Origin of the sequence: Rhodococcus sp. IEGM 1307 (genome assembly GCF_030056915.1) — a bacterium.
GTDB classification, from domain to species: Bacteria; Actinomycetota; Actinomycetes; order Mycobacteriales; family Mycobacteriaceae; genus Rhodococcus_F; species Rhodococcus_F opacus_D.
Genome location: NZ_JASHKW010000048.1, coordinates 1 through 12,875 on the forward strand (window position 1 = coordinate 1; position 12,875 = coordinate 12,875).

Consider the following 12,875-nt stretch of genomic DNA (forward strand, 5'->3'; position numbering starts at 1 on the left):
GCAGCGACGTACCCACCGGGACCGGCTCCGAGGACAACGACGTCATAGTGTGAGGACACGGGTGATCTGATCCTGCAACTCTTGTTCGGATTTCATGGATGAAGAAGTGAGGGATACGACGACACCCGGTCGTGCGGAAGCTCGCAGGAGCTCCGCACGACCGTGGGATCGACAGGCCTTAGGTCAGCGCTTCCGTGGATTGCGATTTGCGACCGTGAGGCATGAGTAGCGTTGCGATAAGGCCGATTACCGCGAGCGCGGCCGCAAGGACGTATACCGTTGTGAAGCCGCTGCCACCGTAGATTGGCGATCCGTCGACCACCGTGGCGACATTGAGGGCCAATATCGCGAATCCGATCTGCACTGCAACAGCGCTTCCCAAGGATCCGACCACGTTGACCGTGCTGGCGGTAACTGCCTGAAGTCGTACGGGTGTTGCGGCGATGACGAGATTGGGGATTGCCGCGCTGATCAGACCTCCGCCAAATGCGTAGATGAGGTAGCCGACAAGGATGGGGACGAACTCCTTGTGCGAGAACGCGAGGAACAGGGAACCAGCAGCCATCAAGGCGAATCCGATCCAGTTCGGCAGGCGCGCTCCACGACGTTCGGCGAGATATCCCACGAGGAGCCCCATCAACACGGAGGCGACACCTGCAGGGGTGGTGATCCGCGCCATGAAACCGGCGGTCTCGCCGAGTCCGTAGGTCAGCCCGAGTGCGATGGGGGTTTGCACGATGAACGACAGCAGGACGAACTGCAAGGCAATGACGGCTTGGCCGGTGAACTGGGTGATCAAGGTGGTGACGATGGGGCGGCCGCGCAGGACCGACAGGTCGATCAGTGGGTGGTCGGACCGCTTGGCGTGCTGAATCCAAACGATGAAGGCCGCTATTGCAAGTGCGCCACACAGCAGGGTCTTCCACGACGTCCAACCCCATGTGCCGCCCTCGCCGATCCCGAACAGAACGACAGCGATGGTTGCGCCCAGAAGTAAGCCGCCGGTCCAGTCGATCTGGGTGGAGACACGGATCGGGGACTCTGGGACGACAAGGAGGACCAGGGCGCCGATAATGAGGGGGAAGATTGCGAGCGCGAAGAAGACGCCCTGGTAGCCGAAGTTGTCGATGAGCAGTCCGGCGAAGATCGGTCCGGTGATTGTGGTGACGCCGATACCGGCTGTCGCCAGACTGACGGCCACGGCGAGCATTCGCTTCGGGAAGATGTCACGCATCAGCGAGTACACGATGGGGACAATGGCAAGGCCGAAGCCTTCGACGGCGCGCCCGATCAACACGATGGGGAAGGTCGGGGCAAGAGCGACGATCAGTGACCCGAGCGCCATACAACCGGTCGTGATGAGCAGCCACTTCTTCTTGCCGTCACGATCGGCAAGCTTACCTACGAGTGGGGCGCTGATCGCGCCGGTCAGAGTGAATAGTGTTGATACCCAGGCTATATGGGGTGTCTGAAATGTTGCTGCCATGTTCGGCAGGGCTGGCGTGACCAGATTGAATGCATAGGCAACTTCTTCCGAGAGAAGTACCAGGATGACGAGGACGCCGATCCATCCAGCAGTCGATCTGTGTCCGACGCCTTCGGGTGGCAACATCGTGTCATTATCGAGCGTCTCCTGCGACGCACCGTCCGTGGGTGTAGCGGTCATCTTGCTTCCTGCATTTCTCTGACGGGAAAGGTGGGACGCTGATGCGCGGGGAGGTGCGCAGCGGTCGGAGGATCAGCGTCGCTCAAACCTTGTGATGTGAGGCACAGTAAGATGGAGCGATCGATTCTGTCAAGTGATCCACTAAGCAGACCGTGCGGGATTTTCTCTCGTCTCTCGGTGGTGCGCAGCTACAGGGGCATGCAGGTGGCGCTTGCGCGCTCTCGACCGGCCGCCATTTCGGAATGGAGCACCGGCAGGCGAATGGCTCAGACCCTGCCCTTGCGCATCAGGGTCTCCAGCCCGCCGGCCACGAAGTCGACAAGCACGTCAAACTTCTCATCCGACAGAGCGCGTGATTGGGCACCGCTGGCGTCCGACCATCGGGCGGCCATCACGATCAGGGTGTTGACCGTCAGAGACCAGTTGAGTTCGAGGCTGTCGTCGTCGGCGTGCGGGTACGCGCGCTCGAGCAACTTGCGAAGCAACTTCGCGGTGTCGTCTTCGACCGGAAACAGGCGCGGGTCGTTCGCCAGGCTCAGTTGGCCGCAGATGGTCAGCCACCGCACGCCCTTGTCGGGATCTTCTCCGAGGTACTTCCGGTATGGGATTGCGAGGAGGTTGACGATCTGCTTGGCATTCGGCGTTGCCCCTGAGTCGACCATGGCTGTCGTGAGCGCGTGAATGTGAGCGAGCACGTCGGCGCCGGCATCGATCAGTACAGCATCGAGGATCGCATCCTTGGATCCGAAGTGATAGTGAGCCGACGCCGCTCCGAGCCCTGCTTCGGCGTTGATGGCCCGAATGGACACCTTCTCGACGCCCTCTGAGGCAAACAGTTTGGTCGCCGCGTCGATGAGTGCACGCCGGGTGGCCGCTCCATCGCGAGGATTGGATCGAGGCACGGTTTCGCCTTTCGTTGGTGGGATAGGTGATCATATCGCGTGATCCACACGCCGGTATTACTGCAGCTCATGAGCGATTTTTAAAGGGTGCGAGAGGGGGACGCAGCGATCTAAAACAATTCCGCACTTGATTGAATCACTCGATCCACTTACTCTGATCTGTGACTGCAGACACAGACGTCCTGTGGACGGGCTGTGTCGAGAAAACAAGAGGTGCCACCAATCCGGTATCTCTCACGAACTACGCAAAAGGAGGCCACGATGGCGTCGCCGCACAGCGAGCACCGGCCCGAAGCTTCCGTATCACCGACGGTGAGCACGGAACTGCTGCTGGAAATGTTCACCGTCATCGCCCGAGCCCGCGCCGTCGAGGACGCGGTATCTGTGCACATTCGGGATCACGGCTTCGCGGGATTCTGGCATCCAGGCAAGGGGCAGGAAGGCGCCGTGGCGGGCGCTGTCGCGGCGATGGCCCCCGACGACTACCTCTTTTACCAAGGTCGAGGAGCGACGTGGCCGCTCGCAAAGGGAATGGGTCTCGCACCGATCATCGGCGATCTCCTCGGTAAGGTAACCGGCTCGACCGGCGGTAAAGGCGCCGGCGTGCCCCACTGGGCCGATCCGGCCCTCGGAATCATGGGCGAGGGCGCAACACTGGGGTCGGTCTATCCGGTAGCGGCCGGCGCGGCCCTCTCGGCGCAGATGCGCGGAACCGATCAGATTGCCCTCGCGGACTTCGGTGACGGGACAGCCGCGCGCGGCACCTTCCACGAAAGCCTGCTCGAAGCTGCACGATGGCGCCTGCCCTTGGTCTACTTCTGCGAGAACAACGGGATCTCCGTGTCGACCACGTTCGACTCCGTCAGCCCGACCAAAACGATCGCCGAGCGCGCATCCGCATACGGCATCCCGGGAGTCCGCGTAGACGGCCATGATGCCGTCGAGGTCTACCTTGCCGTGAAGGACGCGATCGATAGGGCCCGGGCCGGCCAGGGTCCCTCCCTGATCGAAGCTGTCGTCACCCGTGTCGGGGGCCACTGGGAAGGTGACGCTCAGAAGTATCGGCCTGCCGACTTCCTCTCCACGTATACGGATCCGTTGGAAGTCATGCGTAAGCGAATCGACTCGGCCACGGCCGATCGAATCATCGCAGACGCGAAGTCCGAGGTGGCGCAAGCGCTTCTCGAAGCCGAAGCCGCTCCGCTGCCTGATCCCTCCGTCATCCTCAAGGACGTGTTCGCATGACCACCACGACACCCGCACCCGCCAACGCTCCTGGATCTACGACCGTTCTCAGCTACGAGGCTGCACAGGGCGCCGCAATCGCTGAAGAGATGCGGCGTGATGACTCGGTCTTTCTGATGGGGCAGGACATTGCTTCCGGCGGCTTCTTCGGCGGCACCCGTGGCCTCGTCGAAGAATTCGGGCTTAGCCGGATCCGGAACACCGGAATCACCGAAGCGTTCATGGTGGGCGCGGCCGCCGGAGCAGCGATGACCGGCATGCGGCCGATCGTCCAGCTTGGATTCGCAGATTTCAGCTTGATCGCCGGCGACGAGATTTTCCAGAAGCTCGGCAAGTGGCGGCACATGCACGGTGGTCAGTTCGAGTTGCCGGCCGTCATCATCATGCCGATCGGGCCGAGCGGCGGTGCGGGCCCGGAGCATTCGGGATCCATGGAAATGCTGCCGATGCACTTCCCCGGTCTGAAGGCAGTCGTACCGTCCAACCCGGCAAACGCGAAGGCGCTCCTCAAGGCGGCTATCCGCGACCCCAACCCGGTGCTCTACTACCCGAGCAAGCAACTCAACTTCAAGCGCGGTGAGGTGTTCACCGATCCGGAGTACGTGCTGCCCCTCGGCAAGGCCACCATCGCCCGCGAGGGATCGACGGTCAGCGTCATCAGCTACGGCTGCATGGTGCCGCGGGCACTGGAAGCTGCGACGGTACTGGCATCGGAGGGAATTGAGCTCGAGGTCGTCGACCTCCAGACGTTGGTGCCCCTCGACCGCGAGACGATCATCAACTCTGTTGTCAAGACAGGTCGGGCGATGATCGTGCACGAAGCTCCCCGAACGGCTGGTCCGGGTGCCGAGATCGCGGCACTGATCCAGGAGCGGTGCTTCTACTGGCTTGAAGCGCCGATTGCACGGCTCGGTTCAGTCGACGCACCGATTCCCGCGAGCCGATTCCTCGAGGATCACTGCTTCCCGAGTGTCTCCGACATCGTCGAGACGGCCCGACACCTAGTCCGCGACTGACCTTTCGAAAACGAGGACGTTCTCACTATGCTCGAACTTACCGATATCCACATGCCCCACATGGGTTCCGTGGAATTCGCCCTACTGACCGAATGGTTGATCAAGCCGGGCGAGGAAGTCAACGAAGGCGATGCCTTGTGTGAGGTATCGACCGACAAGGTCGACACCGAAGTGGAGTCACCCGAATCGGGTATCTTGATCAGCTACGTCGCCTCGATTGAGCAAGAAGTTCCGGTGGGCGACGTCATCGCACGATTCGCCCCGGTCGACAGTGACCCGGACCAGGTGGCCCGCGCGATCGCGGCCGCGAGCGGCGAACAGGGCGGCGATGTCGCAGTTGCGCCGTCGCCGGCCGCTTCACCTTCGCCGTCGACAGTGGCGACCCCAGTGACAGGCTCACAGGGCACCCCGGCGGTGGTATTCGAAGAATCGAAGCCCCCGACCGACTCCCTCGTTCTCGCTGCATCATGGTTCTCACCGGTCAACCGGCCACCTGCAGGGGCACGCCGAGGCAGCCCGGCAGCAGGTCAGGACCAGCGGTCCGCGGGTGAACTCGCAAGCAAGAGTGGGTTTCTCCAGGCGCAAAAATCAGAACTCACCGTGCCAACGGGATACGAGGACGTCGCGTACTCGGCAACGGAGCACACCAGGCTGCGGCGCGCGATCGCCAAGAATCTCGCGGAATCGTGGAACACCGCCCCCCAGCTCACCGCGCAGGTCGATGTCGACTTCTCCGCGGTCGCTGTTGCCCGCGCCAAGCTGAATCGTGATCGAGCCTCACGCGGCGAAGCCAAGCTCAGCTACCTTCCCTTCATTGCCGTCGCGCTCTGCAAGGCAATTGCTGAGCACCCTGTCGTCAACGCCACCTTCACCGATACCCACCTGCTGCAATGGCAGACAGTCAACCTGGGCCTCGCCGTAGACACGCCGGACGGCCTTCTGGTTCCGGTTATTCGTGATGCACAGTCCTTGTCCCTCACCGAGCTGGCCGATGCCATTGCCGAGACGAGCGCCGCTCTCGCCAACGGCACAGGACGACCGGAAGATCTCGCCGGCGGAACGATCACCATCAGCAACTCCGGCAGCGTCGGCGGGGTCGTGTCGACCCCCATTCTCACGAAGCCGCAGGTTGCCTCGCTCGGAGTCCCGGCAATCGTCCGCACACCCGTCGCCCGCAGAAGCGCCGACGGCACCTCCGAGCTACTGACCATTCGCCCGATCGCTCGCCTCGGGCTGACCTTCGACCACCGTGCCTTTGACGGCGCCGAGGCATTGCGTGCCCTGATCAGTGTCCAGAAGACGCTCGAGAACTGGCCTTCGGAGGGCTGATGGCGAACAGTGACGTGGTAGGAGGGAACCGATGAAGGCTGTCGTTCTTCGGCAGGGGACCATCATCGCGACTGACGTTGCAGAACCGGTAGCTGGTCCCGGCCAGCTTCTCGTCGAGCCCCTCGCCGCAGGTGTGTGTGGCAGTGATCTGTCGGCATGGCAACACACCGACGACTTTCTCGCCGCACATCTCGAGGCCGACGTTCTCGGAGAAGTGTTCGATCCGCGCCGCGACGTCGTCTTGGGCCACGAATTCACAGCCCGAATACTCGAGCTCGGCCCCGACGTCACCGACTACGACGTCGGGGACCGGATCGTTGCTCTCCCGTGGATCGTGACGGCCGATGGAACGACCCACACGGTCGGCTACTGTGATACCTCTCCGGGAGCTCTCGCCGAAAGAACAGTCGTTCAAGCGGGCGGGCATCTGAAGATCCCGGAAGGCATCGATCCCATCACGGCGGCTGTGACCGAGCCGCTCGCCACAGGCGTCAACGCAGTGCTGCGCTCGGGAATTCGGTCAGGGGCGGCTGCGGTGGTGACTGGCTGCGGTCCGGTTGGGCTTGGATCGGTCATCGAACTCGCGGTGCGTGGAATACACCCGATCGTCGCTTCGGATCCATCTGCTCGGCGCCGAGAGCTTGCGCTCGCATATGGCGCCGACGTGGCAGTCGATCCATTGCAGACGGACCCTATGGAGGCGCTGAAAAACGAAACTGACTCCACCGCTGAGACGTTCGTCTTCGAAGCCTCCGGCGCCAAGGACATCCTCCGAAAGCTGATGACCTCCGCGCCGAAGTACACACGGATAATAATCGTCGGCTCGGCGATGCGCCCGGAGACAATCCGCCCGGTCACCGGAATCCTGAAGAATGTCTCCCTCGAGTTTGTCGGTGGACCCGGACGAGGCGAACAGACCTACGAAGCATTCGAGCGGACGTTCGACCACCTCGTCACCGGGCGGTTCAACCCGTCTCTCATGGTGACCGGGTACGCCAGCCTCGACGCGGTCCACGACGTATTCGCGGCACTCAGGCCGACCGCGGGCACGATCGACCACGTGAAGATCCTCGTTCGGAACGAGCTTCCCGTGGGCACGGGCATCGTCGCCAACCCCTGAAACACCCATACTGCTAACGATATTGAGGAACCTATGAACCAGGTCGACGAGATCGCGCGATCCGCGCCCTTCAATCTCGCCCACGTGCGGAGCAAGCTCGAGGAACTCTTCGAACTGGATCCCTCCGACGAACTCGCGGTACGTCTGCTCGCCGGTGGGCGATCGAACTTGACGTTCGAGCTCGCCAGCTCGAACCGGAAGTGGATCCTGCGCCGGCCGCCGATCGGGCACCGCCTCGAAACCGCACACGATATGCAGCGTGAGGTCGCCGTGCAGCGGGCACTGGCCAACAGCCCTGTTCCGGTTCCGCGCATCGTGTACGCCGACGATGCCGCACCGGATGCGGGGGGAAGCTTCTACATCATGGACAAGATCGACGGCGAGGTCCTTCGCACGGACAGCGACTTCAGCGAGGTCGACCCGACCCAACGCACGGCCCTGTCCTACCAGTACATCGACTGCCTCTCGGCGCTGCACACTCGCGACTACGACTCGCTCGGCCTGACCACGTTCGGTCGGCCGGCGGGCTTCCTCGAGCGGCAGGTGCGACGCTGGCGGAAGCAACTCGCCGCGTCGAAATCCCGAGAGCTGCCGGTGCTCGAAGAGCTGGGAAGGCGGCTCGGCGAGCGGCTGCCGCAGCATTCCGAGGCCTCGATCGTCCACGGTGACTTCCGCTTCGACAATATGATTGCGCGGATCGGCGAGCAGCCGACGATCGCCGCCGTGCTCGATTGGGAGATGTCCACTCTCGGTGACCCCCTCACCGATCTCGGCTTGGTGCACCTGTTCTGGTCCGGATGGGAGGGCATCACCAACCCCATTGCCGGCACTCCGTCGACGCACCCCGGATACCCCTCCTTCGACGACCTCGTCGAGCGCTACGCACGGACTACCGGATTCGATGTCAGCGAGTTGAGCTGGTACTCGAGCTTCGCCTTCTACAAGATGGCCGTCATCTTGGAGGGCATCCACCTTCGCTTCGTCAACGGAGAGACGGTGGGGGATGGGTTCGACAACATCGGTTCGATGGTCCAGCCGCTCGCGGAGCGGGGCTTCGCGGCCCTTCCCTGACCTACCGCCCCTACCGTGAATACAAGGACCAAGGACTGACATGGAGTTCACCTTCGACTCGACCACCCAGCAGATGTGCGATCGGGTCTCGGCATTCATGGAAGAGTTCGTCTTCCCCGCCGAAAAGCACTTCCACGACGATCCCGCCGCCGGGGACCTGCAGTGGGAACGACCGGCGATCATGGCGGATCTGAAGAAGGAAGCCAAAGCGCAGGGCCTGTGGAACCTGTTCCTCCCACATGATCCGCGCGGCGCCGGACTGTCCAACCTGCAGTACGCCCCGATCGCCGAACTGACCGGGTGGAGTCCGGAGGTGGCTCCGGAAGCATTCAACTGCAATCCTCCCGACACCGGAAACATGGAACTGCTCAGCCTGTTCGGCACCGACGAGCAGCAGCAACGGTGGCTCGAGCCCTTGCTTGACGGCACCATCCGATCTGCCTATTGCATGACCGAGCCCGACGTCTCATCATCGGATCCGTCGAATCTGACCACGACCATCACCGACGAGGGCGATCACTGGAAGATCGATGGCCGAAAGTGGTGGTCGACCGGCGCCATGAGCAGTGACTGTCAGCTTCTGGTAGTGATGGGCGTGTCCGACCCGGACGCGGATCCTCGCTCGCGACACAGTCTGGTACTCGTGCCCCGAGACACACCGGGCCTGACCTTCGTTCGGGGGCTGTCGATGTTCGGCTTCACGCACGGAGCCCACGGTGGGCATGCAGAAGTCCGCTTCGACGACGTTCGTGTGCCCAAGCGGCACCTGCTCGGTGAACGCGGGCGCGGGCAGGCACTCGCCCAGGCCCGACTCGGTCCCGGCCGAATTCACCACTGCATGCGCATGATCGGAATGGCCGAGCGCGCCATCGAGTTGATGTGCCGCAGAGCGGACGAGCGGACCGCGTTCGGCAAACGACTCGCTGATCAGGGGATCGTCCAGCATTGGATTGCCGAGTCACGCGTCAAGATCGACCAGCTCCGCCTGTTCGTCCTCCGAACTGCATGGCTGATCGACACCGTGGGTGCGCGGGAGGCGCGAACCGAGATTTCCGCGATCAAGGTCGCGGCCCCCGACGCGGTCGGCTGGGTCCTCGACAAGGCGATCCAAGTCCACGGCGCCGGTGGAATGACACAGGATCACCCGCTGGCGATGCTCTGGGCCCAGGCCCGCACCATGCGCTTCATCGACGGTGCCGACGAGGTTCACCGCATGGTGCTGGCGACCCGCGAACTCCGCAAGCACGCCACCCAGTCCGATCAACCATCCTGATATCGAGGAGATCCGTAGTGTCCGCAAGTGTCATCGTCGCCGGTGCTCGCACACCGATCGGAAGGCTTGGTGGAGCGCTGAGCCCACTCACGGCAGTGGAACTCGGTTCACATGCCATCGCCGCTGCCGTCCAGCGCGCCGGGGTCGCCGCCAACGACGTCGACAGCGTCATCATGGGCACCGTGGTGCAAGCTGGTGTGGGCCCGAACCCCGCGAGGCAATCCGCCGTTGCCGCGGGGCTACCGATGACAGTGCCCGCAACAACCGTGAACAACCTGTGCCTTTCCGGGTTGCAAGCCATCATCTCTGCTGACCACCTGATCCGCTCAGGAGACGCCGATGTCGTCGTTGCCGGCGGAATGGAATCGATGTCCAACGCCCCCTACCTCGCGCGGGGTGCGCGCAAAGGCTACCGCTATGGTCCGCACCCTCTCGAAGATGCCCTGGATCGTGACGCGTTGACCTGTGCGTTCGATCAAACGTCAATGGGCGCGGCGACAGAGCGGTACCAAGCAGCGGAATCCTTCACCCGGGTCGAGCTCGATGCCTTTGCTGCACAATCACACCGGCGTGCCGCGGCGGCGACGGCAAATTCCACCTTCGCAACTGAGATCGTCCCCGTCGAAATTTCATCACGACGGGGAAATTCTACGATCACAGCCGACGAAGGGATTCGGCCGGACACCACGCCGGAGTCACTCGCACGCCTGAGTCCTGCCTTCGCCGCCGACGGCATCACAACGGCAGGCTCCTCATCTCAATTGTCGGATGGCGCTTGCGCGCTGGTCATCATGCGGAAAGAGCTGGCCCAGGCGCGAAACATCGAGTGGCTGGCTGAGATCAGGTCACATGCGCTGGTCGCGGGCCCAGACACCTCGCTTCTACACCAGCCCTCGAACGCCATCGTCGAAGCGATCCGACGAAGCAAGACAATCACCTTGACAGACCTCGACCTCTTTGAAGTCAACGAGGCATTCGCAAGTGTCGCGATCACATCCATGCGCGACCTCGGAATCACCGACGAGTTGGTCAACGTCAATGGCGGTGCGATCGCACTCGGTCATCCAGTCGGCATGTCGGGCGCGAGAGTGACTCTCACGCTCATGCACGCACTTCGGCACCGAGGAGGCGGTCTAGGTGCTGCCGCGTTATGCGGAGGCGGCGGGCAGGGAATCGCCATAATCCTCGAGTCGCCACGCCGCGCAGCACCGAATTAGCAACAGCTGAACACGAAGAACGCCCTCCACATTTTCCGAGCAGGAGAAGCACTGTGAATATTGTAGATTCCGCCGCACTGGTCACCGGAGCGGCCTCGGGCCTCGGCGCCGCCACCGCCAAGCGTCTCGCCGACGCCGGAGCCACCGTGTTCGGACTCGACCTGCAGCAGTCCATCGAGCGCGCCGGCGACAACGTCCCCGACGGCGTGACCCTCCTCGCCACCGACGTCACCAGCGGCGACGAGGTCCAGGCCGCGATCGAGAAGATCGTCGAATCGGGTCTGCCGCTGCGCATCGTCGTCAACTGTGCCGGCGTCGGCTGGGCCGGGCGCATCCTGTCGAAGAAGGGCCCCCACGACCTCGAACTGTTCCGCACCGTCATCACGGTCAACCTGCTCGGCACGTTCAACGTCATGCGCCTCGCCGCCGACGCCATCGCCAAGACCGACACCGTCGACGAGTCCGGGCAGCGCGGCGTCATCATCAACACCGCCTCCGTCGCCGCGTTCGAGGGCCAGATCGGGCAGATCGCGTACTCCGCGTCCAAGGGTGGCGTGCACGGCATGACCGTCCCCGCCGCCCGCGACCTCGCGCAGTTCGGCATCCGCGTCAACACCATCGCCCCCGGCATCATCGACACCCCGATGCTCGCCGGCGTCACCGACGAATACCGCAAGGGCCTCGAAGCGGGCGTGCCGTTCCCCTCCCGCCTCGGTCAGCCCGCCGAGTATGCACAGCTCGCCCAGATGATCGTTGAACACGACTACCTCAACGGTGAGACCTTCCGTATGGACGGTGCCCTTCGCATGTCGCCGCGCTAATTCGTCAAGACATTTCTCGTTGTGGAAAGGGAGCATTCGTGAGAAGAGCGGTCGCAAGCGCTGTGCGCCCGGATGCCGATCTCCAAGAGATTCGTCGCCGTCTGATTGAGTCAGGTGATCTTGACGAATGTGCCACCCTAAGCCTACGAAGCACGATGGATTCTCGGCTCGGTCGGGGCTACTCGGTAGACGGTGGAGGACAGCACTGGGTCCTCCACCGGGCTGTCGACGATCACGACGGCATCGAGACAGAGCTCGCAGTACAAGCAGCACTCGGTGGTGCGGCGGTCGTACCGGTACCGGAAATCGTTCAGCGTAATACAGGACCATCTCGCTACTACCTTGCTCGGAGAGTCGCCGGGGCGGTACTTCGAACGGACATTGAGCTGGATACTGTTCCAGTACATCTACGGAACGCACTGGGGTATCAATTCGTTGATTCATTGGTCTCGGTTCATGGTGTCGACCTAGACGCGACCGGCCTTGATCGGCTATGTGCCGACGAAGCGAGTCTGGACGTTCATCTGGCGCAGGTGCACAAAAATCTCGAGAGAGCTGGGATCACTGCGCGCCCCGATCTCCAGGAACTGTTCGACTCCCTCGCGGCGACTATCCCAAGACCTGGCCGATCCGTCCTTCGCCATGGCGACTACCAACTCCGTAATATCGTCTGGCTGCTCTCGGACGTCGTTCGAGTTTCCGCCGTTTTGGATTGGAGACATGCGACGGTGGGCGACCCACTCGTCGACCTTGGCATCGCGCAGGTCTTTTGGTCAGGCCTACACGGCGTGAGAAATCAGCTGTTCGGGTGCCCCAGCGCTCACCGCGGTTATCCGTCGTTCGAGCAGCTTGTCGAGCGATACAGTGAACGAAGCGGTCTCCGGATTAGTTCCACTGAGATGTCGTGGTACTACGCTTTCGGTTTCCTCGTGGTGGCAGCTCGAATCTGCGGTTCCGGTAGGACATCGCCACCCAGTGGCACAGTTGGTCGCATCGGAGTGGAAGCAGTGATCACACCATTGGTGACACGGGGAATCGCAGCAATTGAGGGGAACATTCTCTCCACTGCGAGCTGTAGGTGAAGCATGCCGGGCATGAGGAAACACAGGTTGAGGCGATGAACACTTTGAATCAGAGGCCAAGCGCGGATGGTCGGAAACTGCTCCGCCTCGAGATCCGAAATGCGGAGACTCCGATCGAACGCAAACCGAACTG

General features: G+C 62.7%; 11 protein-coding genes. 9 read left to right on the forward strand and 2 right to left on the reverse strand.

The genetic code is table 11. The features are described 5' to 3' along the window. Positions 1-178: 178 nt before the first annotated feature. The gene (locus QM841_RS42485) at positions 179-1,666 is read right to left on the reverse strand and encodes an MFS transporter (protein WP_283336726.1); all 1,488 of its coding nucleotides are present in this window, start codon (positions 1,664-1,666) and stop codon (positions 179-181) included. A gap of 266 nt (positions 1,667-1,932) precedes the next feature. Continuing rightward, entirely contained in the window at positions 1,933-2,568 is a 636-nt protein-coding gene (locus QM841_RS42490) for a TetR/AcrR family transcriptional regulator (protein ID WP_005264941.1), read from the reverse strand. 261 nt (positions 2,569-2,829) lie between these two features. Between QM841_RS42490 and QM841_RS42495 the strand changes: the two genes are divergently transcribed. The 9 genes from QM841_RS42495 (at position 2,830) to QM841_RS43725 (ending at position 12,742) form a co-directional block, all read left to right on the forward strand. Then, a complete protein-coding gene (locus tag QM841_RS42495) occupies positions 2,830-3,813 on the forward strand; it encodes a thiamine pyrophosphate-dependent dehydrogenase E1 component subunit alpha (protein WP_283336728.1) in 984 nt (327 codons plus the stop codon). Beyond that, the gene (locus QM841_RS42500) at positions 3,810-4,829 is read left to right on the forward strand and encodes an alpha-ketoacid dehydrogenase subunit beta (RefSeq protein ID WP_283336730.1); all 1,020 of its coding nucleotides are present in this window, start codon (positions 3,810-3,812) and stop codon (positions 4,827-4,829) included. Before QM841_RS42495 ends, QM841_RS42500 begins: the two co-directional genes overlap by 4 nt. A 51-nt stretch (positions 4,830-4,880) precedes the next feature. Next, positions 4,881-6,158, forward strand: a complete 1,278-nt coding sequence (locus QM841_RS42505; protein ID WP_283336738.1) for a dihydrolipoamide acetyltransferase family protein — start codon at positions 4,881-4,883, stop codon at positions 6,156-6,158. Between the two features lie 31 nt (positions 6,159-6,189). After that, a complete protein-coding gene (locus QM841_RS42510; RefSeq protein ID WP_283336731.1) occupies positions 6,190-7,278 on the forward strand; it encodes an alcohol dehydrogenase catalytic domain-containing protein in 1,089 nt (362 codons plus the stop codon). A gap of 33 nt (positions 7,279-7,311) precedes the next feature. Next, positions 7,312-8,349 carry a phosphotransferase family protein gene (locus QM841_RS42515; RefSeq protein ID WP_283336733.1) on the forward strand — a complete coding sequence of 346 codons (1,038 nt, stop codon included), beginning with the start codon at positions 7,312-7,314 and terminating at the stop codon, positions 8,347-8,349. A 40-nt stretch (positions 8,350-8,389) separates the two neighbouring features. Next, positions 8,390-9,622, forward strand: coding sequence for an acyl-CoA dehydrogenase family protein (locus QM841_RS42520; RefSeq protein WP_105423946.1), 1,233 nt, complete (start codon positions 8,390-8,392; stop codon positions 9,620-9,622). Between the two features lie 17 nt (positions 9,623-9,639). Continuing rightward, on the forward strand, positions 9,640-10,839 hold the full coding sequence (locus tag QM841_RS42525; RefSeq protein WP_283336735.1) for an acetyl-CoA C-acyltransferase: 1,200 nt from the start codon (positions 9,640-9,642) through the stop codon (positions 10,837-10,839). Positions 10,840-10,892: 53 nt separating this feature from the next. After that, positions 10,893-11,660, forward strand: coding sequence for an SDR family NAD(P)-dependent oxidoreductase (locus QM841_RS42530; RefSeq protein ID WP_283336736.1), 768 nt, complete (start codon positions 10,893-10,895; stop codon positions 11,658-11,660). A gap of 155 nt (positions 11,661-11,815) precedes the next feature. Beyond that, entirely contained in the window at positions 11,816-12,742 is a 927-nt protein-coding gene (locus QM841_RS43725; RefSeq protein ID WP_502943340.1) for a phosphotransferase family protein, read from the forward strand. Positions 12,743-12,875 lie beyond the last annotated feature (133 nt).

Excerpts from the sequence above, each read along its gene's own strand:
- QM841_RS42485 (WP_283336726.1), bottom strand. The coding sequence starts at position 1,666 with ATGACCGCTACACCCACGGACGGTGCGTCGCAGGAGACGCTCGATAAT.
- QM841_RS42495 (WP_283336728.1), top strand. The coding sequence starts at position 2,830 with ATGGCGTCGCCGCACAGCGAGCACCGGCCCGAAGCTTCCGTATCACCG.
- QM841_RS42500 (WP_283336730.1), top strand. The coding sequence starts at position 3,810 with ATGACCACCACGACACCCGCACCCGCCAACGCTCCTGGATCTACGACC.
- QM841_RS42505 (WP_283336738.1), top strand. The coding sequence starts at position 4,881 with ATGCCCCACATGGGTTCCGTGGAATTCGCCCTACTGACCGAATGGTTG.
- QM841_RS42510 (WP_283336731.1), top strand. The coding sequence starts at position 6,190 with ATGAAGGCTGTCGTTCTTCGGCAGGGGACCATCATCGCGACTGACGTT.
- QM841_RS42515 (WP_283336733.1), top strand. The coding sequence starts at position 7,312 with ATGAACCAGGTCGACGAGATCGCGCGATCCGCGCCCTTCAATCTCGCC.
- QM841_RS42520 (WP_105423946.1), top strand. The coding sequence starts at position 8,390 with ATGGAGTTCACCTTCGACTCGACCACCCAGCAGATGTGCGATCGGGTC.
- QM841_RS43725 (WP_502943340.1), top strand. The coding sequence starts at position 11,816 with ATGGATTCTCGGCTCGGTCGGGGCTACTCGGTAGACGGTGGAGGACAG.